Raw genomic sequence first — 24123 nt, forward strand, 5'->3', positions numbered from 1 at the left:
ATCAAATCTTTACCCTTCTTGTTTCTCCTCTGACCAGAGAAAATTTTTGTTCACCGAGTTCCAGAACTCCACCGTCTGCAGCCGGTGTCACTTCCAGATATTCTCCATCCCAGAGCAGTCGGACTGTTCCATGGCTTCCCACCGGGAGTGTGCAGTCCAGTTCTGTAAAATACTGCATCTGTGGTTTTAATACATAAGTCGTCTCTTCTCTGTTTACGAGATCCAGTCCGGCAAAATATTTTGCCAGGAAATAGATCGGGCTTGCTGCCCATGCATGACAGAGGCTCTTGCCAAAATGATCACCGTACATGTCGTACTGTTCTTCCTTCGGCACAGACGGATCGTACTCTTCCCAGAAGGTAATTGCTCCAAGATCCAGCATGCCGCCCCAGTAGGAACGGATCTTGTCCAAAACTTCGGTCAGTTTTCCCATCTGGCACAGTACATCCAGTTCGAAGAAGTTAAAATATGGTGTTGTGATCGCCGGGATCTCATCGTTTTCGAGTACGTTTGTGAGGATTTTTTCCTGCTTATCCTTATCTGCGATAGCAAATAATACAGCAAAAATATTTGCATGTCTTGTCACATTTCGTTTCCCGGAAGTAAAAGAATCGATGTACGCACCTTTTTCCTCATCCCAAAAAAACTCTTCAATGGCAGCAGCCAGTTTCTCATACTCCTGTCTGTAAGCACTTCCGTCCTTGCCAAGCTTTTCGCTGATCTCTGCCATCACACGGAAGCATGCCGCATAAAGCATCTGTTCTGCACAGAGCGGGCCATCTTTGTCCATGTCTGCCCAGTCGATATAAATCCAGTCTTTTTCCTTTCCGATCAGGAAACCGTGTTCATCGCGTCTTCCATTGCAGAATTCCATAAGGGAAACCATCTTTGGATAAACCAGTTCCAGAAAATCCCTGTCACCGTATCCTTCATTGTGATAATTCACCCCCAGAAGCCACAGAAGAGAATAGTCTACGATCGTATTGATATGTCTCGTCATCGGGTCATTGCCGCGCAGTGCCAGAATCGTTCTCTGGTCGATATCTGCATCTGCCATCAGATAACGATTTACAAAAAAGCTCTGGTATGCATCTCCCGACCAGATCCATTTGTCACGTTTGGCACCATCAATAAAAAAGATGCCGCTGCAGAGGCGGAATGTATGCTCTGCCACAGACCAGATCTGGTTCAGGCGTTCCTCTCCGCAGTGGAATGCAGCTTTCACCGGAATGTCGACATACTGATGATTTGCTTTCAGTATGATCTCTCCCGGTTTGCAATCCGGAATGTATGCAAAATGTACTGCACAGCAAGGACATTTGCCAGTCTCCTTGTCCGGCTGCCAGCTATAGTAGCAGTTTACAGGGTCGATTGCCTCTTCTCTGGATTCGCCACAGCAGATCAGTATCGGCTGATATCCGTTTTTGAACTCTGCTTCCAGAACTGCATTCAGCTCTGTCTCAAATTCATAGAGCGTTCCGCCGTTGTATTCTGTTACGTTGACTGGTTCATATATTTTCTCGCTGTATTCCCAGACTGTCGGATTCTGTTCCGGTCTGGTGAAATATCTGCTTCTTCCTGCCGGCTGCGGTTCCTGATCATAATCTTCTGCTATCCAGCCTTTGTCTGAACAGATCACATCACCTTCTACATAAATACATGGAAAAGCCTCAATACATCCTGCGTGAACAGCGATTGCAACTTCTCCCGGTCCACAGGTGATCTTTTTTCCAAATGGGTATTTCTTTTCTCCTGCCAGTACATGCCCGATTGCATTGGAATATACAGTAAAGGAAGTTTCTTTTTCCAAATGATAAGTACGGCGAAAAGCCACACGGTTGCGGAATCCTTCGCTTTTCCAGAAAGCCGGCCAGCCAAAGCCTCTCTCCACACGGCTGAAATTCTGCTTCATTCCATGATATAATTCAAAATCTCCCGGATACCAGATCCAATAACTTTTGCTCATTCCCGATTCCTCCAAATCTTGTTTGTTTTCATCATATATTTTCTACTTTAACTATACGGGCTGTCCACGCTTAAAGTCAAACACAGTTGACGTTCAAAAAACAGCTGTTCACGCAAGGCAGGGGTAGCCCGGATTTCTGTTGGAAACTTAAGCATTCTATGATAGACTGGATCTTAAAAAAAAGTAAATCTATATAAAAGAAAAGAGGGATTTTTATGGGTGAGATCATTGAGGAATTTTTTAACGGATACTGTCGGAATTTTGACATGACACAGACTGTAATCTGTGAATTCGAGCAGTTTCCAGAGGGGCTTCGTCTTCTTGATTCAAGCTGCGAATACGGGGTCTGTCAATACAGCAAAGACTGCACTCTCATGAAACAGGCACTTGCCAGGGAAAAAGAATGATCTGGACACACTACACAAAAACAGCCGGAAGCTTAACTGCTCCCGGCTGTCTGTTTCTCAAATATTCAGTTAATCCCATCCACCATATTCCTGAATGGTTTCTTCGACTCTTCTTCTGACCTCTGCTGCGATCTCTGTTGATTTCATATCCTTGTATTCGTCATAGCACATCGGTTTCAGGAAATGTACCTGAACGGTCAGCGGAGCCGCTGAGCCTGTGTCAAACGCCTTGTAGGTGTCGATCAGTGCTACCGGAACGATCGGGCATCTGGCTTTCATAGCTGCCTTGAAACTTCCCCCCTTAAATTCCTGCGGATGGTTTCCATTCTTGCTTCTGGTCCCCTCCGCAAAGATAAGATAATTGCGACCGCTCCTGACTTCCTTCGTGACATTGAGGATTACCTGCATGGACTGTCTGATATCCTCTCTGTCCATGATAAAAGCCTTCATACAGGTAAATACCTGCTTCAGAAATGGAACATTACCCACTTCTTTCTTGGCTACAACAGAAAACGGCACCGGGCAGGCATCCAGGATCGCCAGAACGTCATACAGTCCCTGATGATTCGGATAAAACATAAATCCATTCTCCGACGGAATATTCTCTACTCCGTAGGACTTGATCGTAATGTTTCCGCCTGTATTCGCCTTGCAGTCGATTTTCTTGAGCAGCGCATAACGCTTTTCTTCCGGATAATCATCCACATGTCCCGCATACCAGTTCAGCATAAACCATCCATAAGGCACAAAGAAAAGATTTCGTAATACCATCATTATGATTCTTTTCATGCTACACCTCCCCAGGATCCTTTTAACTTAATTTTGAAGCGATTTTTTCTTCGTATCCTGGATTCTTCTTGATAAATTTATCGTAGGCAACGGTGTATTCCTGATATGCATCTGTCTTCATGAACAGCGCATATTTCTCTGCTGCCTGTTTGTTCATATCATTGGTAACATCTGATGGTGCAAGTATATAGTACTTATTGTCATCTTTTTTCTGAGTCATATAAGTACTGATGCACGGATAGCTCTGTCCGTCCTTGAGTACCAGATCATACGTAATATATATAAATGCATAATTACCATCCTGGTATATCTTATCGCACTTGTTGATCTGGATCTTCTCCGGAGAATGCGCTGCAAAATACTTGATATTTGCATCTATCTCTGCCTGAAGATTGTCATCTGCCTTGGTCACTCCATAGCATTTCTTAATCTTATTTTCATTGCCGCTCTCGTAGGATTCGATCAGGGCTTTGACAACTCTTTCCGGTGTTTTGTGGCTGATACCGCAGCTTCTCACAGCAAAAATGATCGCTATGAGCAAAATTACAAGCACTGCGCCTCCCGCAATATACTGTACGGGAATATCCATCTTTCTGGATCTGCTCTTCTTTTTGCTTCTGGAAGTTCTGGGACTGGTTGACTTACTGCTGCCATTTACCTTGCGCATGCCAGTCCTTGAACTTCCCGTTCTTTTTGTTTCGAGTGCAGATCTTCTGATGTTGGATTTTGAATGTCCGGTCTTTCGGCGGCTTTTGGTATTCTTACTGCTCCTGGCAGCAGTTTTGCTGCCGCTGTTTAATGTGACATATTCCTTCTCCATGATGATCTAACGTCCCCTTTATTCTTCCGTGCTCTCCTGTACTTCATCATTTGCTTCGTTTACAGGTTCTTTTGCTGTCTGCTGATTCTCTTTGTCTTCTTCTTTCTCTCTGACTTTCGCAAAGCTTGCAACGGTCACTCCTTTGGAAAGATTGATCAGTTTTACTCCTGAGGTAATTCTTCCCAGAATAGAAATATCAGCGCACTGCAGACGGATAATAATTCCCTCTGTGGTGATCATCATGATCTCATTTTCTTCATTTACAGCTTTTGCACCGATAACATTGCCTGTCTTCTCAGTGATCTTGTAGCACTTCACGCCCTTACCGCCTCTGTTCTGGCAGGTGAACTCACTGATGGAGGTTCTCTTGCCCATACCGTTCTCAGAAACAACAAGGAGATAATATCCCTGCGTGTTAAGCTGCATAGCTACAACTTCATCACCATCCAGCAGATTGATACCGCGAACCCCCATGGAAACTCGGCCTGTGCTTCTTACATCTGTTTCTTTGAAACGGATGCACTGGCCATATTTGGTTACCAGGATAACGTCCTTCTTATCATCCGTTGCCTTTACTTCGATCAGTTCATCATCATCGCGAAGTGCGATCGCTGCAAGACCTACTTTGCGGACATTTGCATAATCCTGGATCGGAGTTTTCTTGACGAGTCCCTTACGGGTTGCCATCATCAGGTAATGTCCCTCTTCGAACTTGCTGATCGGGATAACTGCTGTAATGCGCTCTCCCGGCATCAACTGCAGAAGATTGATAATCGCAGTTCCTCTCGCAGTTCTTCCTGCTTCCGGAATCTCGTATGCTTTAAGACGGTATACACGGCCTGTATTGGTAAAGAACATCACATAATGATGCGTGGTCGTCATCATCAGTTCTTCGATATAGTCATCGTCCAGTGTCTGCATGCCCTTGATTCCTCTGCCGCCTCTGTTCTGGCTGCGGAAGTTGTCTACGGTCATACGTTTAATATAACCAAGTTTGGTCATTGTGATAACTGTATTTTCTCTCGGGATCATATCCTCCATGGAGATGTCATATGCATCAAATCCAATGGCAGTTCTTCTGTCATCGCCATATTTCTCAGCAATTGCAAGGATCTCCTCACGGATGACACGGAGAAGCGTATTTCTGTCTGCAAGAATTGCCTGTAATTTGCGGATCCTCTCCATTAATTCTGCATATTCTGCTTCCAGCTTCTCTCTTTCCAGACCGGTAAGAGCCCTGAGACGCATATCTACGATCGCCTGCGCCTGAACATCTGTCAGTTCAAAGCGATCCATTAATTCCTGTTTTGCGATCTGAACGTTTCTTGCGGCACGGATGATACGGATAACTTCATCGATATTGTCCAGTGCTTTGAGCAGACCTTCCAGAATGTGCGCACGTTCCTGTGCTTTGTTCAGGTCGTATTTGGTTCTTCTTGTCACTACATCTTCCTGATGTGCAAGATACTGCTTAAGCATCTCCGGAAGAGTCAGTACCTTCGGCTGAAGGCTTCCGTTTACGGAAACAAGGCAAAGCATGATCACGCCAAAAGTATCCTGAAGCTGTGTATGCTTATAAAGCTGGTTCAGGACAACATTTGCATTGGCATCCCTGCGGAGGTCGATGCAGATTCGCATTCCCTCACGGCTGGAGTGATCATTCAGGTCTGTGATTCCGTCAATCTTCTTGTCGCGGACAAGTTCTGCGATCTTTTCGATCAGACGGGCTTTATTTACGAGGTATGGAAGTTCTGTGACGATAATACGTGATTTGCCATTTGGCAGTGTCTCGATATTTGTCACCGCACGGACACGGATCTTGCCGCGACCGGTACGATATGCTTCCTCAATTCCTCTTGTTCCAAGGATCGTTGCTCCTGTCGGGAAATCCGGTCCTTTGACGATCTCAAGAAGTTCCTCGATCGTTGTCTCTCTGTCTTCCTCGATAATGTTGTCAATGATCTTGACAACTGCATTGATAACCTCTCTTAAGTTGTGTGGCGGGATATTTGTCGCCATACCAACTGCGATACCGGAAGTACCGTTTACAAGAAGGTTCGGATAACGGGACGGAAGTACAACCGGCTCCCGTTCTGTCTCATCAAAGTTTGGCTGGAAATCAACGGTATTCTTGTTGATATCAGCAAGCATCTCCATGGAGATCTTGCTCAGACGAGCCTCTGTGTATCGCATCGCAGCAGCACCGTCACCATCCACGGAACCGAAGTTTCCATGACCATCTACCAGCGGATATCTGGTAGACCAGTCCTGTGCCATATTTACAAGTGCTCCATAGATAGAACTGTCTCCATGAGGGTGATATTTACCCATGGTATCACCGACGATACGGGCACATTTACGATGCGGCTTGTCCGGACCGTTGTTCAGTTCGATCATGGAATACAGAACCCTTCTCTGTACCGGCTTCAGACCATCTCTTACATCCGGAAGAGCACGTGAGGCGATAACGCTCATGGCGTAATCTATATAAGATTTCTCCATGGTCTTCTGCAGATCCACCTCATGGATTTTGTCAAAAATATTGTCTTCCATTTTTTATTCTCCTAGATATCCAGATTTTCTACAAAACGTGCATTTTCTTCAATAAATTCACGTCTTGGTTCAACTTTGTCACCCATAAGAGTGGTAAAAGTCAGATCGATCTCAGATGTAGCAGATTCGTCCATTGTTACTTTGAGAAGGATTCGTTTCTCCGGATCCATGGTTGTCTCCCAAAGCTGCTCTGCATCCATCTCTCCAAGACCTTTGTAACGCTGGATCTTGTTGTTATTATCACGTCCGATCTCCTCAAGGATGCGGTTCAGTTCCGCATCATCGTAGGCATACCAGACTTTCTTGTTTTTTTCTACCTTGTACAGCGGCGGCTGTGCCAGATATACATAGCCCTGCTTGATAAGTTCCGGCATGAATCTGTAAAGGAAAGTCAGAAGAAGTGTCGCAATATGTGCGCCATCGACATCGGCATCGGTCATAATGATGATCTTGTGATAACGCAGTTTGCTGATATCAAAGTCTTCATGGATACCTGTTCCAAAAGCTGTGATCATTGCCTTGATCTCTGCATTTCCGTAGATTCTGTCAAGACGTGCCTTCTCAACATTGAGGATCTTGCCTCGAAGCGGAAGGATTGCCTGTGTCGCACGGTTTCTCGCTGTCTTGGCAGAACCGCCTGCGGAATCTCCCTCTACGATATAGATCTCGCAGTTCTTCGGATCCTTGTCTGAGCAGTCCGCAAGTTTACCCGGAAGTGACATTCCATCGAGTGCGGATTTCCTTCTGGTAAGGTCACGTGCTTTACGTGCTGCTTCTCTTGCTCTCTGTGCAAGAACAGATTTCTCAACAGTAGCCTTGGCTACAGATGGATTCTGCTCAAGGAAAATTTCAAGCTGCTTGCTGACAACAGAGTCTACGGCGCCTCTCGCCTCACTGTTGCCAAGTTTCTGTTTTGTCTGGCCTTCGAACTGTGGTTCTTCGATCTTGACACTTACGATCGCAGTCAGACCCTCACGGATATCATCACCGCTTAAGTTCGGTTCACTGTCCTTGAGAAGTTTGTTCTTTCTCGCATAATCGTTAAAAGTCTTGGTAAGTGCATTACGGAAACCAACGATATGTGTACCGCCCTCCGGTGTATTGATGTTATTTACAAATCCATAGCTGTTCTCTGTATAGGAGTCGTTGTGCTGCATCGCAACCTCAACAGAAACGCCGTCCTTCTCTCCCTCACAGTAAATAACCTCTGGGTACAGAGGTTCTTTACTCTTGTTCAGATATGTTACAAATTCACGGATACCACCCTCGTAGTGGAATACTTTTTCTTTCTTGGAGTCTTCTCTCTCATCTCTGAGGACAATGCGAAGTCCTTTGGTAAGGAAAGCCATCTCACGAAGACGCTGTTTCAGGATATCATAATCATAAACAGTTTCCTCAAAGATTTCCTTATCCGGCAGGAATGTAACAGTTGTTCCTGATTTCTCCGGATCACACTCTCCAACAACCTTGAGAGGATACATTGTATGTCCTCTCTCATAACGCTGCTTGTATTCTCTGCCTTCGTGATATATGGTAACTTCCAGCCACTCGGACAGAGCATTTACAACGGATGCTCCTACGCCGTGAAGACCTCCGGATACCTTATATCCTCCACCGCCAAACTTACCGCCGGCATGCAGAATGGTAAATACAACCTCAACTGCCGGAATTCCTGCTTTGTGGTTGATACCTACCGGAATTCCCCGACCATTATCTACAACTGTAATGGAGTTGTCTGGGTTGATGCTTACCTGGATCTCTGTACAATATCCTGCCAGAGCTTCATCTACCGCATTATCTACAATTTCGTATACAAGATGATGCAGACCCCGGCTGGATGTACTTCCAATATACATACCCGGTCTTTTACGAACCGCTTCCAGCCCTTCCAAAATCTGAATCTGGTCCGCTCCGTACTCCGTATTTTCTCCGCCCATGTGCTGCCTCCTGTCATTCAATGTTATATAAAAATTACTGGTTGTATATCCTCTGTTGGACATACGTATACTAATTTATTATAACACAAAAACAACTCTCTTTCCATTAAAAATCCCGGTTTTCTGTAAAAACAATGTATAAAAAAAGGAACTGTATTTCACATTTTTTGGAAATACAGTTCTCGTATTTACTGGATCAGATATTGATAAATTTCTCTCTTGGATACCCCTCGGTCCTTCGCCACCTGCTTCATGGCATCCTTCCTGGAAAGCCCCTGTTTTTCGTAGATTTCCATATGTTCCTCGATGGAGATCTCCTCCCAGGAAGCTACAGCTTCTTCCTTGAGTTCCTGGCGGCTCTTGCCCTCGATCACAAGGACACATTCCCCTAATGGCTTTTCGTTCTCATAATGAGCGATCAGCTCATCGATCGTCGTATGAAAAGCAGTCTCATGTTTCTTCGTCAGTTCCCGACAAAGTGTCATTCTGCGGTTGCCAAGAGTTTCTTTGAGATCCTTAAGTGTGCGGACCAGCTTGTGTGGTGCCTCATACATAATGATCGTCCTTGTCTCATTGACCAGTTCATCCAGGACTTCCCTGCGTTCTTTTTTGTCCATTGGAAGAAAAGCTTCGAAAGCAAATCTCCTGGTCGGAAGCCCTGACAGAGTAAGTGCTGTAATACAAGCAGCAGGTCCCGGAAGTGAGGTCACTTCGATCCCTGCTTCATAACACATGGCAGCAAGTTCTTCTCCCGGATCTGAAATTCCAGGAGTACCTGCATCCGTGATCAGTGCAATGTTCATTCCTGACTGCATCTTCTCGATCAGTGTATAAGCTTTGTCGATCTTGTTGTATTCATGATAACTGGTCATGGGCGTTTTGATCTCGAAATGATTCAGAAGCTTGATACTGTTTCTCGTATCTTCTGCCGCGATCAGGTCTACTTCTTTGAGAGTACGCAGAACACGCAGCGTAATATCTTCCAGATTTCCGATAGGTGTTGCACACAGATATAATTTACCGCTCATAAATCAGGTTCCTTTCTTGAATTCTTATCCGAATCATCAGACCATCCCGTAGATTTCCAGGATCGCCTTTGTATACTCTCCCGGCTTCTCATAAACGATCAGCGGACGCTCTACCGTGATTCTGGAGTTTCCACCCTTGCAGGCCTCGATCAATACCATATTTGGTTCTCTGTCTATGTACGGATACACAAGCTGCATGCGTTTCGGCTCCAGCTTGTATTTCATCAGCACCTGAAAAATCTCAGCAAGACGGAACGGACGGTGCACCATAAAAAAATGTCCCCTGTCCTTGAGTACTCTGGACGCCTGGCTGACAACATCCTCCAATGTGCAGAGCACCTCATGTCTCGCAATTGCTTTTGCCATATACGGATTACGCAGTCCATGCTCTCCGATCATATACGGAGGATTACTTGTTACTACATCAAAAGAAGCTGCTCCAAAAATTCCAGCAGCCTCCTTAATATCTCCGCATACAATATCAATTGCAGATTCCAGACTATTGTACGCAACACTGCGTGCGGCCATATCTGCACATTCTTCCTGTATCTCCAGTCCTGTGAGATGTTCTCCCTTGCCTCTGCCTTTGAGCAGGATCGGAATGATCCCTGTGCCGGTTCCCATATCCAGGACCCTTGCATTCTTTCTGATCTTTGCAAAGCCGGACAAAAGAACCGCATCCATTCCGAAGCAGAACTTCTCTGGATTCTGAATTACATAAAATCCATTCTGCAGGTCATCGACCCGCTCTCCCGGATGTACCAGATCAGTTTGCGGATTTCTTTCCATGAGATTTTTTATCTCCTTCTCTGTCTTCGAGTTTTTCCAGTTCCCTCATTTCCTTCTCGGAAACTTTGACTTTTTTCTTACGGGGACGGAATTTCAGTTCATTTACCGGAAATTCCTGAATCTCCTTTTCGTCGTTTACTTCGACAACGACTTTGACTCTCTGGCGAAGAACATTTACATTCTGTACAGTTCCCTGAATTCCATCCGGAAGTGTGACAGTGTCCCCGATTCCCGGAAGTTTCTTATTCAGTTCCTCGTATGTTTCCTGTTCGTTCTTGAGACAGCACATCAGTCTGCCGCATACGCCGGAAATCTTGGTCTGGTTCAGTGAAAGGTTCTGTTCCTTCGCCATCTTGATAGATACCGGTGCAAACTCTGACAGATACGTGTGACAGCAGAGACTTCTGCCGCAGATTCCGATTCCTCCGAGGATCTTGGTCTCATCACGGACACCGATCTGTCTCAGCTCGATCCTTGTCTTGAAGATTGCCGCCAGATCCTTGACAAGCTGACGGAAATCGATTCTTCCATCTGCTGTAAAGTAAAACAATACCTTGTTGTTATCAAATGTATATTCTGCATCGATCAGTTTCATCTCCAGACCATGCTCACGGATCTTCTTCTGGCAGATCTTGAAGGCATCCTTCTCCTTGATACGGTTCTGCTGCTCTCTGTCCTCATCTGCCTGAGTCGCTACTCTCAAGACTTCTTTGAGCGGATGAACAACCTCGTCCTCTCCAACTTCCTTCGGTCCAAGTACAACTCTGCCGAATTCTACTCCGCGGGCGGTCTCTACGATCACATGATCGCCCACCTGCATTTTATAATTCTTCGGATCAAAATAATATATTTTGCCGACATTTCTGAATCTGATTCCAACTATTTTTGTCATTCTATCTCTCCCTGATCGTCAGGAACAGAAGTTCAAGAGCAAGCTCGAAGTTTACATTTGCACGCAGACGTACCTTGGCCTTCTCCAGTGCTTCCAGTATCTTTTCGAGATTTTCATATGAACGCTGGCTCGCCTGTTCCTTTATATAATTAATTTCCTGCTTGAAGACCAGATTGTCTATTTCCCTTGTAGCTTTGAACATCAGAACATCACGGAACCAGAACTGAAAAATATCCAGATAGTCGCCTATATGCTGTTTCTCATCGGAAAGTTCGCGGATCACATCAGTCAGCTCATAAGTCTGCATCGTACTTACATACTTCAGGATCCTGAGAGCATTCTCTGTCATCTTGCCAAACTCTTCGGATGTTGCTGCCTCCTGTGCCTTGCCGATGCTTCCCTGTGCAAAAGATGCATCGATCTCTGCCTGATAATCCGGCACATGAAGACGTTCCATAAGATATTTCTTAACCAGATTGTCATCTACTACCTTGAGATCCAGTCTGACACAACGGGACTGGATCGTCGGAAGAAGTGCATCTGCATTGCTGGTCAGCAGCATGATGACTGCATATTCCGGTGGCTCCTCAATTGTCTTGAGAAGAGCATTCTGCGCCTGTACTGTCATCATCTCCGCATCCGGAACGATATAGATCTTGTGCGGACTGCAGTATGGTTTAATTGCTACATCGTGAATCAGCTGATCACGAATCTCATCTATCGAAATAGTTCCCGGCTTCTCATGGTTTACCATGATGATATCCGGATGATTCTTACCCAGGGCTTTCTTACAGGAATCACACTTCTGACATGGCTCCGTTCCCCCAGCCTCGCACTGAAGAGTCATTGCATAAGTCGTCGCAAGAAGTTTCTTACCTGATCCAGGTCTTCCGGTAAAAATATAGGAATGAGATACCTTTCCTGTCGTCATGGCATTCTTCAAATGCCTGATAATCTCCTCGTGCCCGATAATATTGTTGAAACTAACCATTCAGAATCACCTCTCTTGTTTCTGTATACGAATCTTTGTTCGCCATGCCTACATTATAGCATACTTTGTTACCCATTCAAAACTATTTTTGTCTATGAAAGGGAATTTATATATTTTATAATATTTTCGACACACAATTCTAAATTCTCATTAGCAAATCTTAATTTAATTCCTGCCTCCCGGATGTTTTCCTCCGAAAAGTCCTCCTGATCTGCCAGAAAACGTCTGCACATCTCTTCGTATTTCGGTTTCTCCTGCTCCCGCTCCCGAAGAAGTGCCCTCTGTAATCGCTCTCCGTCCTCTACTTCAATATAAACCGGGATCACATGTTCTTCCCCGTAATATTGCTTAAGTTTCTGATAAGATTCCAGTGTGCCGATTCCAAGATAGTTTCCCTCTGAGAGATCTACCTGTCCATCATCTGCTGTAAAATATGTCCAGATGCCATGAACAGTATGGTAGGCTCTGGCTTCGATCAGCTTTCCTGATTTCTTAAATTCCTCAAGTCTGCTGTCATCTGTAAAATAATACTGAACTCCATCCTGCTCTCCCGCGCGGATCGGTCTGGTCGTATACAGTACCAGTTTCTTCAGGTTCAGTTCTTTATTGCCTGCCAGTAAAGAATAGATCCGGTCCTTACCGGCGGCACTTTTTCCCATAATATAAAAAATCTTTCCCATGAAATATCAGATTTCCTGCTCCTTCGTAGTATTCTGGGCTACTACACGGATGGTCTCATTGGTATAGTCCTCCAGTCCCTGCAGATACAATCCCTCTTCCATGTATATTCTCATATTACGGATAAATTGTCCAGTAATCTGTTCTCCCGGTACGATCAGCGGGATTCCAGGCGGATAGAGATATCCAAACTCTGCCGATATCCGTCCGACACTTTCTTCCAGTTTGCGGATTTCACTCTCCGATTCCATTGCCTCCGTGATCGACATGAACTGGCTCAATGAAGTGTATGCTGTTCTTCCTGCCTTCGGTTCTTCTGCTTCTCTTTTTTCTTTTTTCTTCTGTGCTTCTTCCTGGTCGATCTCCTCGATTGCCTGGCAAAGTCTCTCAAAGCCTTCCTCACTGTCACCAACTGCTGCCAGTGCAAGCACATAATGCCCCGTTTCCATCTCCACCTGAATGTGATATTTCTCCAGAAGGATCTGTGCCAGTTCACTTCCCGTCATTGACGCATAGCGTGTAGAAAAAAGTAATTTGGAACGATCATAATCAAAAACTCCGGCCGTTCCGATCTCCGGTGAAACCAGGCGGATATACTTGCATTCTGAAAGCCTGCGTCTCGCCTTTTCGAGGATCTTTGTAAATTCACGGAACATCTCATTACCGTCGGAGGACATTTTTTCCATGCAGGCATCCATACTCGCCATAAGGATATACGACGGGCTGCTGCTCTGATAAATTCCCATAAATCTGCGGATCAGTCTGCTGTCCACGCGGTCACTGCAGTTATGGAGCACCGCAGTCTGCGTCATCGACGGAAGTGTCTTGTGGAAACTCTGGATAACCAGATCCGCTCCCAGTTCAGCTGCTGATGTCGGGAAATAATTTGAAAAATGAAAATGTGCTCCATGTGCCTCATCCACGATCAGCGGAATCTCATATCTGTGTACGATCTCTGCAATCTTCTCAATATCTGATACCACCCCATCATACGTCGGCGATGTGAGAAGCACTGCCTTGATCTCCGGATTCTCCGCCAGTGCTCTTTCCACCTTATCCGGTGAAATTCCTCCGTTTATCCACCACTTTTGGTCCATCTGTGGATAGACATAAGTCGGGATCAGATTCCTCAGATACAGAGCATGATAGACAGCCTTGTGGCAGTTCCTCGCAACAAGGATCTGTCCCTTCCTCGGAACCGCTGCCGAAACAGCCGCAAGAAGTGCCGCTGTGCTGCCATTAACGCTGTAATAACATTCCTTCGTACCATACACATTCGCAGCAGTTTCCTGCGCTTTTTTTAGAATTCCTTCCGGATGATGAAGATTATCAAATCCCTCTATCTCTGTGATATCCCTGTCAAACGGCAGGTCTGTATTGACTGTGTCCGGATTTCTCTTGTGCCCCGGCATATGAAATGGATAATAATCTTCCTGGCTGTAAATTTCTAATGCTCTATATAATCTTTCCATAATTTTTATACCTTAAACCTGTAACCTACACCCCAGATGGTTTCAATATACTGCGGCTTGGCTGTGTTGAATTCAATCTTTTCACGGATTTTCTTGATATGAACGGTAACAGTTGCAATGTCGCCTACAGATTCCATATCCCAGATCTGACGGAACAGTTCCGCCTTGGTAAATACGCGGTTCGGATTCTCCGCAAGGAATGTAAGAAGATCAAATTCCTTGGTCGTAAATGTCTTCTCCTCCCCATTGATCCAGACTCTTCGCGCTGTCTTGTCGATCTTGATCCCACGGATCTCGATAATATCATTCTTGACAACATTTGATCCTACAAGTCTGTTATATCTTTCCATATGTGCCTTTACCCTGGCAACAAGTTCGCTTGGGCTGAACGGCTTGGTCATGTAATCATCTGCCCCAAGTCCCAGTCCACGGATCTTGTCAATATCGTCTTTCTTTGCCGAAACCATGATGATCGGGATATTCTTCTCCTCGCGCACCTGACGGCAGATATCAAATCCATCTACCTCAGGGAGCATCAGATCAAGTATGATCAGGTCGTATTCTTCTTTCAGAGCTTTCTCAAGCCCTACATCGCCTCTTGTGGCGATCTCAACATCAAATCCTGACAGTTCCAGATAATCTTTCTCCAGATCTGCAATTGCCTCTTCGTCTTCAATAATCAGTATTTTACTCATTTACAGGTACCTCCTGGTATTTTCTCAAAACAAAGTACATGATCGTGCCGATGTCCTCGCGGCTGGTTGCCCACACTTTACCTCCATGGTCCTCCAGGATCTTACGCACGATGGAAAGGCCAATCCCACTGCCTCCCTTGGCAGAATTTCGCGAAACATCTGTCCGGTAAAAACGGTCAAAAATATATGGCAGATCTTTGGCTGCGATCCCCTTGCCATTATCTTCGATCTCAACCTGGACAAAATCACCGACATCCTTGACACGGATCTGTATGATGCCCTTCATTCCCTTGCCCTTGTCCATATATTTAATCGCATTGCTGATGATATTATGGATCACCCTTCGGATCTGCTCTCCATCTGCGATCACCTGCACATCACTGTCTACGTAGTTGGCATAGCAGAGCTGTATTCCTCTCGTTTCCAGTTCCAGTCCCACTTCCTCTGCACAGTCTGAAAAATAGTCCTCAACATTCAGTTTACTGAACGTATATGGAATGCGGTTTGTATCGATCTTGGAATAAAAAGTAAGCTCATTGATCAGATGATCCATCTCAACTGTTTTGTTATAAATAGTACGGACATAACGATCCATCTTTTCCGGGGTATCTGCCACTCCGTCCATGATACCCTCAACGTAGCCCTTAACGGCTGTGATCGGGGTCTTGAGATCATGAGAAATATTGCTGATCAGTTCTTTGTTTTCTTTGTCCAGGACAAGTTTTTCTTCTGCGGATTCCTTGAGCCGTCTCCTCATTTCCTCAAAATCACGGCAAAGTTCCGCAAACTCATCCGCCCCTTCCACATCAAGAACAAAATCAAGATTTCCGTCTTTGATATTCTGCGTGGCCTTACGCAGCTTAACAAGTGGTGTGGCAACACTTCTGTAAATCCACAATCCTACGGACACACTCGTAAATATCAGGATGACCAGTGCCGTAAAAAAAAGATCCTTCGTCATGATCCGTAAGCCCGAACCGTCAACTCCGGTCTCTCCGATCGTAATATCATAATCTGCTTCCTGCACTGCTTCATTCTTAGATGTACTCCTGTGCTGCGCTTCGCTGAACCCGTATAAAGTAGCCGCCAGCAGCAGCATTGGAACTAATATGATCATCAGGAAACCGAGTATGATCCTCTGTTTTAATTTCATAACACATCCCCGCTTCTCTGTATAAAAATAAACGCACATATAACGAGTCTGTACCCGCTATATATGCGTTCATTATATCATATCACGATATTCCTATCTCTAAATTTTCTATAAAAACGGTGAAAAAACCGTGTCTTACAGATATTTCTTGAGATCGTCAACTTTATCCAGTTTTTCCCACGGAAGATCTACATCTGTACGTCCAAAATGTCCGTAAGCAGCTGTCTGTTTGTAGATCGGTCTTCTCAGGTCGAGCATACGGATGATTCCTGCCGGACGGAGATCAAAGTTCTCACGGATGATCTCAACAAGTCTGGTGTTGGAAAGTTTTCCTGTTCCAAATGTTTCTACATTGATGGAAGTCGGTTTTGCTACACCGATCGCATAGGAAAGCTGGATCTCGCACTTGTCAGCCAGTCCTGCTGCAACGATGTTCTTTGCAACATAACGTGCTGCATAAGCTGCGGAACGGTCAACCTTTGTGCAGTCTTTTCCTGAGAAAGCACCGCCGCCGTGACGTCCGGATCCACCGTAAGTATCAACGATGATCTTACGTCCTGTAAGTCCACTGTCACCGTGAGGTCCACCGATCACGAAACGTCCTGTCGGGTTGATGAAGTACTTGGTATCATCATCTACCATGTCTGTCGGGATGATCTCATCAAATACATATTTCTTGATGTCTTCGTGGATCTGCTCCTGTGTAACTTCCGGATCATGCTGTGTAGAGCATACAACTGCATCGATACGGATCGGTTTGCCTTCTTCACTGTATTCAACAGTTACCTGAGTTTTTCCGTCTGGTCTTAAGTATGGCAGAGTTCCGTCTTTGCGGACTTTTGTAAGCTGGCGAGCCAGTTTGTGTGCCATGTTGATCGCATATGGCATGTACTCTTCTGTTTCATTGGAAGCATATCCGAACTGGATTCCCTGGTCTCCGGCTCCGATCGCATCGATCTCGTCTTCTCCCATCTTAGCTTCCAGAGCTTTGTCTACACCAAGAGCGATATCTGCTGACTGCTCATCGATTGCAGTGATGACTGCACATGTATCAGCATCAAATCCATATTTTCCACGGGTATAACCGATCTCTCTTACTGTATCTCTTACGATTTTCTGGATATCAACGTAAGCGCTTGTTGTGATCTCTCCCATAACAAGTACAAGACCTGTTGTTGTAGCGGTCTCGCATGCTACACGGCCCATCGGGTCTTTTTCCATGATCGCGTCAAGAATGGCATCGGAAATGGCATCGCACATTTTGTCCGGATGACCTTCAGTTACAGATTCGGATGTAAATAAAATCTTTTCTTTCTCCATGATTGGTTCCTTTCTTTTTTATCTGGTCTATTGATCAATAAGTTATCTGCGTACATAACAAAATAAGACAGCCCCAACAATAGGACTGTCTTGAATTTGATTTCAATCCTCTTATTGTTCGATCACTCGCTCAGGTTGGCACCTTCCTCTCAAGGGAGGGGTTGCCGTGGCTTCACAGATCCTTTGTATCTCCACCACTCTGAATAAAAGGCCGTTTATAAAGTTATCGCAGTACATACAATAAACTTATTTTATATACTTGTCAAGTATCTCGGATGACAAATTTTATCAACCTACGCGAAGACGGAATTTCTGAATTTCTTTCTCACTGGAAACTCTCTCGATCTCTGCGCCGAGACTTCTCAGTTTCTCTTCGAAATTCTCATATCCTCTCTGGATATAAACAATATCATCTACTACTGTGATTCCATCCGCTGCCAGACCTGCAATTACCAGAGCCGCTCCTGCACGGAGATCCGGTGCACTGACTCTTGCGCCTGTAAGCTTGCGGACACCATCAATAATAGCAGAATTTCCCTCAACTTTAATATTCGCTCCCATTCTAGAAAGCTCGTCCGCATATTTGAAACGGTTTTCAAAGATACTCTCTGTTACGATACTTGTTCCTTCTGCAAGGGCAAGTGTAACAGCGATCTGCGGCTGCATATCTGTCGGATATCCTGGATATGGAAGAGTCTTGACATGAGTGCGGTGAAGTCTCTTGCCTGCACGTACACGTACTGCATCATCAAATTCTTCAACCTCACATCCGATCTCTTCAAGTTTGGCAGTTGTTGCCTCAAGATGTTTCGGGATAACATTCTTAACTGTAACATCCCCGCCAGTTGCGGCAGCAGCAAACATAAAAGTTCCTGCCTCGATCTGGTCCGGAATGATAGAATACTCTGTACGATGAAGTTTCTCAACACCCTTGATACGGATAACATCAGTTCCCGCACCCTTGATGTTGGCTCCCATACTGTTCAGGAAGTTCGCAACGTCTACAACATGCGGCTCTCTCGCTGCATTCTCGATCGTAGTACGGCCAGATGCCATAGAAGCTGCCATCATAATGTTGATCGTCGCACCTACAGATACAACATCAAGGAAAATATGGCTTCCATGAAGGTTCTCTGTCTCTGCAACGATCGCACCATGAAGGATGTTCACATCTGCACCTAATGCACGAAATCCCTTCAGATGCTGATCGATTGGTCTGCTTCCGATGTTACATCCGCCCGGAAGCGGAACCTCAGCGTGTTTGTATTTGCCAAGTAATGCGCCAAGAAGATAATATGACGCACGGATTTTCTTAATATATTCATAATCTACACTGATATCGTTAATTGTAGATCCGTTAATCTTAACGGTAGACCTGTCAATTCGCTCAACCTGAGCTCCTATCCCGGCAATTGCTTCCAACAAAACATTGATGTCTCTTACGTCAGGCAGATTCTCAATAAGAATGGTTTCATCCGTCATGATCGCAGCAGAAAGAATAGCAAGCGCAGCGTTCTTCGCACCACCGATCTCAACTTCTCCTACTAACGGATTGCCACCTTTAATTACATACTGTTCCATAAAGCACCTCTATAATTATTTTCACTCCGCAAGTCGAAGCGAATGCCAGAGATAAATCTCATCCTCAAAGTCTGTATTATAACACAGATTTGCCATTTGTAAATAAAAATTTACTCTGTCCCCTTCCGCTTCATTGTCTTTTCAACAATAGTTACTTTGAATTCTCTTCTAGTATTTCCAAAAGATCGTGCAGACTTTCTTCCAAATCTTTCCCTTCTTCGTCCAGAACAACATCTGCATATTTCTCATATAATGGAGTACGTTCCTCGTACAGATCTTTTAATGTCTGGCCATCCTTTAACAGTACGCCTCTGCACTGCAGATTACCCAGACGCTTTGCAAGGGAATCTAAAGATAATTTCAAATATACAACTGTTCCAATCGACCTCAGATGATTCATAGCCTCTTCACAGTACACTACGCTTCCGCCTGTCGCGATCACAGTATGGTTTACATCAATAGACGCATTGACACGGTTCTCAATTTCCTTGAATCCCATGTATCCTTCTTCTTCAATGATCTCACGCAGACGTCTTCTTTCCTGTTTCTGGATCAGAAGATCCGAATCAAGGAACTGATAGCCTAATACCTTTGCCAGTACAACGCCTATTGTGCTTTTGCCGACTCCAGGCATTCCTATCAATGTTATATTATTCATAAAATGTCCGTTCTCCTGTTTGATTTCTCACAAATTGCTTAACGCCCATTTTAGCATAAATGCCCTTTTTCTGCAATCCCTCTTTGGGAAGGCTCATTTTTTCGCACTTTTTCTCCGTTTTTTGACACTGTAGCCAAATGTGCCCAGTTTCTTTCCGATACCAAGATATTCTCCATGAGAATATACCATCGGACGTGCACGGTTAAGATCAAAGCGGTTGTTTTCGTCCATATACTCCTCATCCGCATGTACTGCAAGTACTTCCGCAAGAAACATATCATGAGATCCCAGTTTCTTAACTTCTGTAACACGGCATTCTATAGATACCGGAGATTCTTTGATCATAGGTGCTTTGACAAATTCTGCCTTTTCTCTTGTAAGTCCTGTTTCTTTGAATTTATCAACGTCTCTGCCAGAGCGGACACCACAGTAATCCGTAGCTCTGGTAAGTTTCTCTGTCGTCAGATTGATTACAAATTCTCCCGTTTCCATCAGCATATGATGGGAAAAACGGCTCGGACGAACAGAAATATAAACCATTGGAGGATTTGTGCAGATCGTACCTGTCCAGGCTACTGTTATAATATCATCCTGTCCTTTGCCATCTGTAACGCTCACCATAACCGCCGGGAGCGGATACAGCATATTCCCTGCTTTCCAGGTCTGTTTTGCCATGATTTACAAATCCTCCTGTCTGTCTTTTGCTTTTGTTTTATGCATAATCACCGGACATCTGTGCTGCTTCCATCAGCGGCGGGATCAGCTGTTTCTTACGTGAAACTACACCTTCGAGATAGAATGCATCGTTTTCCGGCTCCATCTTAAATGCATTTTCTGCCATTTCACGGCTTCCCTCTCCATAAAACAGCAGTTCCGTTGACTGTGTTATAATATCCGTCAGCATGAAGTAAACTCTGGTGACACCATGGCGTCCGCATTCGCTTACCATGAACGGCAGCAGTCTTTCTTTGATCTCTTTGAGTTCTTCTGAATCCATAGAACTGATCTGTCCAACGCCAAAGCAGATATCACCTTCTGCAATAAATTTCTTGTAATCCTGATAAAAGATTTCTTCCGGTGATTTATCCTTGAGGTTGCTTCCTGCACGGAACATTTCCTTCGCAAACTGCTCAATGGAAATATCTGCGATCAGTGCCAGTGCTCCTGCTGCCATCTTATCCTGCAGTGTGCAGGTCGGTGAACGGAACATCAGCGTATCTGAAATGATCGCTGCGCACAGAAGTCCTGCGATCTTAGGCGAGATCTCAAGTTTCTGTTCGCCATAGATCTGATACATGATCGTTCCGGTACATCCCACCGGCTGGTTACGGAAGCTGATCGGCTGAACCGTCTGCAGTGTTCCAAGTTTATGATGGTCAATGATCTCAAGAATGTCAGCTTTCTCAATATTATCTACTGCCTGATCGATCTCATTATGGTCTACAAGAACTACCTGCTTCTTGTGCATGCCCAGGAAATTACGTCTGGATATGGTACCGATACATTTGCCCTTCTTATTGATGACCGGGAATGCACGATGACGGTGCTTGATCATGACATCCTGGATATCATCTGTAAAATCTTCGGTATTAAAAGTTACAAGATTTTCTGTTTTCATGATATATCTGACCGGAATACTCTGGTTGATCAGTCGCGCGATCGTAAAAGTATCATACGGGGAAGAAATAATGATGATATCCTTCTCATGTGCGAGTTTCATAACATTCTCTGATACCTGGATTCCAAGTCCCACGATAATACAGCTTACATTCTGGGAAATCGCCTGAAGATGATCCTCTTCTCTGTCTCCCATGATGATCATATCATCTTCTTCGATATATTCTTTCATTTTATCCGGGTTGGCAGTTCCTACCATAACTCTTCCCTTGATAAAATATCCATGAGGATTTCCCTCGATCACTTCTCCGTCGATCGTCTCTGCGATCTTCTGATACTGTGTTCTTGCTCTGGAAAGAAGATAGCTGTCAGTCGTATCCATATAGGTCTTCGCAATATCACCGATCGTGATCAGACCTTCCAGGGCACCTTCTTTATCTCTGATTGGAAGAGAAACAATGCTGTTCTCCTGCATGATATCCCATGCAGCTTTCAGCGACATTCCCTTGTCTGCATCCGGGCTCATACGGATATCCATGTCCTTGACCTGGGTTCCGATATTACTCAGATATCCCGGCGGCTGAACTCCAAAACGGCTCAGCACATACTCTGTCTCCTCATTGATCTGTCCTGCGCGCTTCGGAATAAATTTCTGGTGCTGGCTTGTCCTGTTTTTGATGTCGCAGTATGCAATTGCCGAACAGATAGAATCTGTATCCGGATTTTTATGTCCTATAACAAAAATTTTTTCCTGATTTTTCATTCCAGCCGTCCTTTCAATCCAGTTTGATATTTGCAAAGAGAGAGCCCAGTGTAGTGGTTGCCTCTTCTCCTGCATCTGGTACTTCATAAACTTCTTCTTCGATTTCCTTCGCCATCATATCAGATGCTTCCTTAATGCTGAGACTGAGCTTTCCGTCCTTGATCGCAGTGACTTTGACTTTGACCTTGTCTCCTACAGCAAGAACCTCTGACGGTTTCTTGATCCTCTTCTCGCAGATCTGAGAAATATGCACCAGACCGGAAAGTCCGTTTCCAAGATCTACAAATGCACCATATGGCTGAAGGCTCTCTACTGTTCCCTCGGTGATAAGCCCGATCTCAAGGTTTGAAACTTTGTTTCTGCGTTCTTCTTCTGCCTTCTCACGGAGAATTTCCTTAGCAGAAAGAATCAGTTTCTTACTTTCTTTATCAACGTCGATGACCTGTACCTGGATCGGTTTGTTCAGATATGCCTCTGTATCCTCAACATATCCAAGAGCAAGTTTGGATGCCGGGATAAAACCTCTGACACCTTCTACATAAGCGATAACGCCTGCGTTTGTGATTCCTTTTACTACAACATCCAGAACCTCTCCAGATTCCTTTAATTCCTTAAGTTTATCCCATGCAAGGACATCAACTGCCTCTACCCTTGAGAGCAGGATATTTCCATTTCCGTCATCTTTACGGATCACGGTAGCCTGAATCTCGTCCCCTTCCTGGACATTTTCTTTGAGGTTAAATCCTGGCTCTCTGCTGAAATTCTCTGCCGGGATCACACCTTCTGCATAATATTTAAGATCGAGGATCACTTCTTTTTCATCCACACTGATCACAGTTCCTGTGAGAATGTCGCCTTCCTCGATCGTTTTCATGGAAGCTTCCAGTTCTTTTTCATAATCTTTCATTGACTCAGACATGATCTGCAATTCTCCTCTCGTATAAAAATCTATCTATATCGTCTATACTTTTGATCATTTTACTATAGTTAGTCTCATTATAGCATATTTTATATGCAGGAGGAAATAAAAAAAGTCCCCAAAAAGGGACTCAATAAACGAGGAGTGCCCCGGCAGTGGTTTACCGGGGCGATTATTATGAAAAAATTTATGTGTAATGAAGAACATTACAACGTCTGTTAGTGAAGTTCTCTTCGAACTGTACTTATAATAACAGTCGATTATGAACTTTTTATGAACAAACAATGAAGTTTCCGTATATTTGCACAATTTTATTTCTGTATATTCATTTTTTTTATTCAAATATACTATAAATTTCTGACTCCTCTATTTTTTATCCTGTGTGTTTTTCACAAACGTACTAGTGTCTTTCCTGTGAGGTCAGTTAAGGATGCTTCTGGCAAAATCGACCAGTTTGCCAATGATTCCTTTGACATCTTCTTTGGTGATCCCAAGCTCATCCAGCTTGTTATAAACCTTATTTACCTGACTTCTCAGCTGGTCCTCATCCAGATCTGTATTCTTGAATTTATCATATAACTGGATCAGAGTCTGTTTCTCAGAATCGGAAAGTGTAATTCCCGCACTTTCTGCTGCCACATCAAGAGCTGAGCCGATCTCATCATTTGTTACATCTACCTGACCGAGAATTTCCTTAGCCTGAACGATCAGATCCACCACCTTGTCCGGATCGGACAGAAGTTCATCCACTCCGTTATCCTGAAGGATCTCTACGGCCTGGTCAACCACATCTGAGCTGTCCTGTGCGTAGACCATCGCCGGTGTTGTACATGCAAGAGCCCCTGCAAGTACCAGTACACTGATTTTTTTGTTTATTTTCATTGTAATTACCTCCTGAATTCATGCATTCTCATGTATCAGCCTGAATTTCACACCTGTTTCGATGCTTTTTCTCTCAGGCGAGCCCATTATACCACAGTTTTTCGGCTATGCTGTAAAAATTTTTTATCTGGCTGTCATTCATAAAACTTTTGACCTTTGTTCACTGTTTTTTCATAAGTTCAACACGATTCCATCATATTTTCTGGCTATACT

General features: G+C 44.5%; 21 protein-coding genes and 1 riboswitch. Of the genes, 1 reads left to right on the forward strand and 20 read right to left on the reverse strand.

Annotation, left to right across the window (positions count from 1 at the left end; all coding sequences use genetic code 11):
• Position 1: 1 nt before the first annotated feature.
• The gene (locus WMO75_RS06180; RefSeq protein ID WP_349077769.1) at positions 2-1966 is read right to left on the reverse strand and encodes an alpha-L-rhamnosidase-related protein; all 1965 of its coding nucleotides are present in this window, start codon (positions 1964-1966) and stop codon (positions 2-4) included.
• A gap of 215 nt (positions 1967-2181) precedes the next feature.
• Between WMO75_RS06180 and WMO75_RS06185 the strand changes: the two genes are divergently transcribed.
• Positions 2182-2373 carry a hypothetical protein gene (locus WMO75_RS06185; RefSeq protein ID WP_022213297.1) on the forward strand — a complete coding sequence of 64 codons (192 nt, stop codon included), beginning with the start codon at positions 2182-2184 and terminating at the stop codon, positions 2371-2373.
• 69 nt (positions 2374-2442) lie between these two features.
• On the opposite strand, the gene WMO75_RS06190 is transcribed toward WMO75_RS06185, so the two are convergent.
• The 19 genes from WMO75_RS06190 to WMO75_RS06280 all read right to left on the reverse strand — a co-directional run bounded on the left by WMO75_RS06190 (position 2443) and on the right by WMO75_RS06280 (position 23910).
• Positions 2443-3162 (reverse strand): lysophospholipid acyltransferase family protein, encoded by a 720-nt coding sequence (locus WMO75_RS06190; protein ID WP_118252510.1) that lies wholly within the window; start codon positions 3160-3162, stop codon positions 2443-2445.
• A 22-nt stretch (positions 3163-3184) separates the two neighbouring features.
• Positions 3185-3982, reverse strand: a complete 798-nt coding sequence (locus WMO75_RS06195; RefSeq protein WP_227222113.1) for a hypothetical protein — start codon at positions 3980-3982, stop codon at positions 3185-3187.
• A gap of 18 nt (positions 3983-4000) precedes the next feature.
• Positions 4001-6535, reverse strand: a complete 2535-nt coding sequence (gyrA, locus tag WMO75_RS06200) for a DNA gyrase subunit A (RefSeq protein ID WP_118252509.1) — start codon at positions 6533-6535, stop codon at positions 4001-4003.
• Positions 6536-6546: 11 nt separating this feature from the next.
• Entirely contained in the window at positions 6547-8472 is a 1926-nt protein-coding gene (gyrB, locus tag WMO75_RS06205) for a DNA topoisomerase (ATP-hydrolyzing) subunit B (protein WP_022213293.1), read from the reverse strand.
• A 188-nt stretch (positions 8473-8660) separates the two neighbouring features.
• Positions 8661-9500, reverse strand: a complete 840-nt coding sequence (rsmI, locus tag WMO75_RS06210) for a 16S rRNA (cytidine(1402)-2'-O)-methyltransferase (RefSeq protein ID WP_022213292.1) — start codon at positions 9498-9500, stop codon at positions 8661-8663.
• Positions 9501-9536: 36 nt separating this feature from the next.
• Complete coding sequence (locus tag WMO75_RS06215; protein WP_022213291.1) at positions 9537-10289, reverse strand: tRNA1(Val) (adenine(37)-N6)-methyltransferase; 753 nt, start codon at positions 10287-10289, stop codon at positions 9537-9539.
• Positions 10267-11181 carry a PSP1 domain-containing protein gene (locus tag WMO75_RS06220; RefSeq protein ID WP_118252508.1) on the reverse strand — a complete coding sequence of 305 codons (915 nt, stop codon included), beginning with the start codon at positions 11179-11181 and terminating at the stop codon, positions 10267-10269. Before WMO75_RS06220 ends, WMO75_RS06215 begins: the two co-directional genes overlap by 23 nt.
• Before the next feature lies 1 nt (position 11182).
• A complete protein-coding gene (locus WMO75_RS06225; RefSeq protein ID WP_022213289.1) occupies positions 11183-12172 on the reverse strand; it encodes a DNA polymerase III subunit in 990 nt (329 codons plus the stop codon).
• Positions 12173-12264: 92 nt separating this feature from the next.
• Positions 12265-12852, reverse strand: a complete 588-nt coding sequence (locus WMO75_RS06230) for a nucleoside/nucleotide kinase family protein (protein ID WP_022213288.1) — start codon at positions 12850-12852, stop codon at positions 12265-12267.
• A 6-nt stretch (positions 12853-12858) separates the two neighbouring features.
• Entirely contained in the window at positions 12859-14322 is a 1464-nt protein-coding gene (locus WMO75_RS06235) for an aminotransferase class I/II-fold pyridoxal phosphate-dependent enzyme (protein WP_303223467.1), read from the reverse strand.
• Between the two features lie 5 nt (positions 14323-14327).
• Positions 14328-15017 carry a response regulator transcription factor gene (locus tag WMO75_RS06240; RefSeq protein WP_022213286.1) on the reverse strand — a complete coding sequence of 230 codons (690 nt, stop codon included), beginning with the start codon at positions 15015-15017 and terminating at the stop codon, positions 14328-14330.
• Positions 15010-16170 (reverse strand): sensor histidine kinase, encoded by a 1161-nt coding sequence (locus tag WMO75_RS06245; protein WP_022213285.1) that lies wholly within the window; start codon positions 16168-16170, stop codon positions 15010-15012. Before WMO75_RS06245 ends, WMO75_RS06240 begins: the two co-directional genes overlap by 8 nt.
• 135 nt (positions 16171-16305) lie before the next feature.
• Entirely contained in the window at positions 16306-17490 is a 1185-nt protein-coding gene (metK, locus tag WMO75_RS06250; RefSeq protein WP_022213284.1) for a methionine adenosyltransferase, read from the reverse strand.
• A 108-nt stretch (positions 17491-17598) separates the two neighbouring features.
• Positions 17599-17700: riboswitch (SAM riboswitch) on the reverse strand.
• Positions 17701-17778: 78 nt separating this feature from the next.
• Positions 17779-19071 (reverse strand): UDP-N-acetylglucosamine 1-carboxyvinyltransferase, encoded by a 1293-nt coding sequence (murA, locus tag WMO75_RS06255; RefSeq protein WP_022213309.1) that lies wholly within the window; start codon positions 19069-19071, stop codon positions 17779-17781.
• A gap of 151 nt (positions 19072-19222) precedes the next feature.
• Positions 19223-19729, reverse strand: coding sequence for a shikimate kinase (locus WMO75_RS06260; RefSeq protein ID WP_022213310.1), 507 nt, complete (start codon positions 19727-19729; stop codon positions 19223-19225).
• Between the two features lie 93 nt (positions 19730-19822).
• On the reverse strand, positions 19823-20404 hold the full coding sequence (locus WMO75_RS06265; RefSeq protein WP_118252505.1) for a flavin reductase family protein: 582 nt from the start codon (positions 20402-20404) through the stop codon (positions 19823-19825).
• A gap of 37 nt (positions 20405-20441) precedes the next feature.
• Positions 20442-22109 (reverse strand): putative manganese-dependent inorganic diphosphatase, encoded by a 1668-nt coding sequence (locus tag WMO75_RS06270; RefSeq protein WP_022213313.1) that lies wholly within the window; start codon positions 22107-22109, stop codon positions 20442-20444.
• A gap of 13 nt (positions 22110-22122) precedes the next feature.
• The gene (locus tag WMO75_RS06275; RefSeq protein WP_118698514.1) at positions 22123-23028 is read right to left on the reverse strand and encodes a S1 RNA-binding domain-containing protein; all 906 of its coding nucleotides are present in this window, start codon (positions 23026-23028) and stop codon (positions 22123-22125) included.
• Positions 23029-23448: 420 nt separating this feature from the next.
• On the reverse strand, positions 23449-23910 hold the full coding sequence (locus WMO75_RS06280; RefSeq protein ID WP_349077778.1) for a DUF1002 domain-containing protein: 462 nt from the start codon (positions 23908-23910) through the stop codon (positions 23449-23451).
• Between the last annotated feature and the right edge of the window lie 213 nt (positions 23911-24123).

The sequence above is a fragment of the Blautia intestinihominis genome, assembly GCF_040096655.1.
Taxonomy (GTDB): domain Bacteria; phylum Bacillota; class Clostridia; order Lachnospirales; family Lachnospiraceae; genus Blautia_A; species Blautia_A intestinihominis.

Excerpts from the sequence above, each read along its gene's own strand:
- WMO75_RS06180 (WP_349077769.1), bottom strand. The coding sequence starts at position 1,966 with ATGAGCAAAAGTTATTGGATCTGGTATCCGGGAGATTTTGAATTATAT.
- WMO75_RS06185 (WP_022213297.1), top strand. The coding sequence starts at position 2,182 with ATGGGTGAGATCATTGAGGAATTTTTTAACGGATACTGTCGGAATTTT.
- WMO75_RS06190 (WP_118252510.1), bottom strand. The coding sequence starts at position 3,162 with ATGAAAAGAATCATAATGATGGTATTACGAAATCTTTTCTTTGTGCCT.
- WMO75_RS06195 (WP_227222113.1), bottom strand. The coding sequence starts at position 3,982 with ATGGAGAAGGAATATGTCACATTAAACAGCGGCAGCAAAACTGCTGCC.
- gyrA (WP_118252509.1), bottom strand. The coding sequence starts at position 6,535 with ATGGAAGACAATATTTTTGACAAAATCCATGAGGTGGATCTGCAGAAG.
- gyrB (WP_022213293.1), bottom strand. The coding sequence starts at position 8,472 with ATGGGCGGAGAAAATACGGAGTACGGAGCGGACCAGATTCAGATTTTG.
- rsmI (WP_022213292.1), bottom strand. The coding sequence starts at position 9,500 with ATGAGCGGTAAATTATATCTGTGTGCAACACCTATCGGAAATCTGGAA.
- WMO75_RS06215 (WP_022213291.1), bottom strand. The coding sequence starts at position 10,289 with ATGGAAAGAAATCCGCAAACTGATCTGGTACATCCGGGAGAGCGGGTC.
- WMO75_RS06220 (WP_118252508.1), bottom strand. The coding sequence starts at position 11,181 with ATGACAAAAATAGTTGGAATCAGATTCAGAAATGTCGGCAAAATATAT.
- WMO75_RS06225 (WP_022213289.1), bottom strand. The coding sequence starts at position 12,172 with ATGGTTAGTTTCAACAATATTATCGGGCACGAGGAGATTATCAGGCAT.
- WMO75_RS06230 (WP_022213288.1), bottom strand. The coding sequence starts at position 12,852 with ATGGGAAAGATTTTTTATATTATGGGAAAAAGTGCCGCCGGTAAGGAC.
- WMO75_RS06235 (WP_303223467.1), bottom strand. The coding sequence starts at position 14,322 with ATGGAAAGATTATATAGAGCATTAGAAATTTACAGCCAGGAAGATTAT.
- WMO75_RS06240 (WP_022213286.1), bottom strand. The coding sequence starts at position 15,017 with ATGAGTAAAATACTGATTATTGAAGACGAAGAGGCAATTGCAGATCTG.
- WMO75_RS06245 (WP_022213285.1), bottom strand. The coding sequence starts at position 16,170 with ATGAAATTAAAACAGAGGATCATACTCGGTTTCCTGATGATCATATTA.
- metK (WP_022213284.1), bottom strand. The coding sequence starts at position 17,490 with ATGGAGAAAGAAAAGATTTTATTTACATCCGAATCTGTAACTGAAGGT.
- murA (WP_022213309.1), bottom strand. The coding sequence starts at position 19,071 with ATGGAACAGTATGTAATTAAAGGTGGCAATCCGTTAGTAGGAGAAGTT.
- WMO75_RS06260 (WP_022213310.1), bottom strand. The coding sequence starts at position 19,729 with ATGAATAATATAACATTGATAGGAATGCCTGGAGTCGGCAAAAGCACA.
- WMO75_RS06265 (WP_118252505.1), bottom strand. The coding sequence starts at position 20,404 with ATGGCAAAACAGACCTGGAAAGCAGGGAATATGCTGTATCCGCTCCCG.
- WMO75_RS06270 (WP_022213313.1), bottom strand. The coding sequence starts at position 22,109 with ATGAAAAATCAGGAAAAAATTTTTGTTATAGGACATAAAAATCCGGAT.
- WMO75_RS06275 (WP_118698514.1), bottom strand. The coding sequence starts at position 23,028 with ATGTCTGAGTCAATGAAAGATTATGAAAAAGAACTGGAAGCTTCCATG.
- WMO75_RS06280 (WP_349077778.1), bottom strand. The coding sequence starts at position 23,910 with ATGAAAATAAACAAAAAAATCAGTGTACTGGTACTTGCAGGGGCTCTT.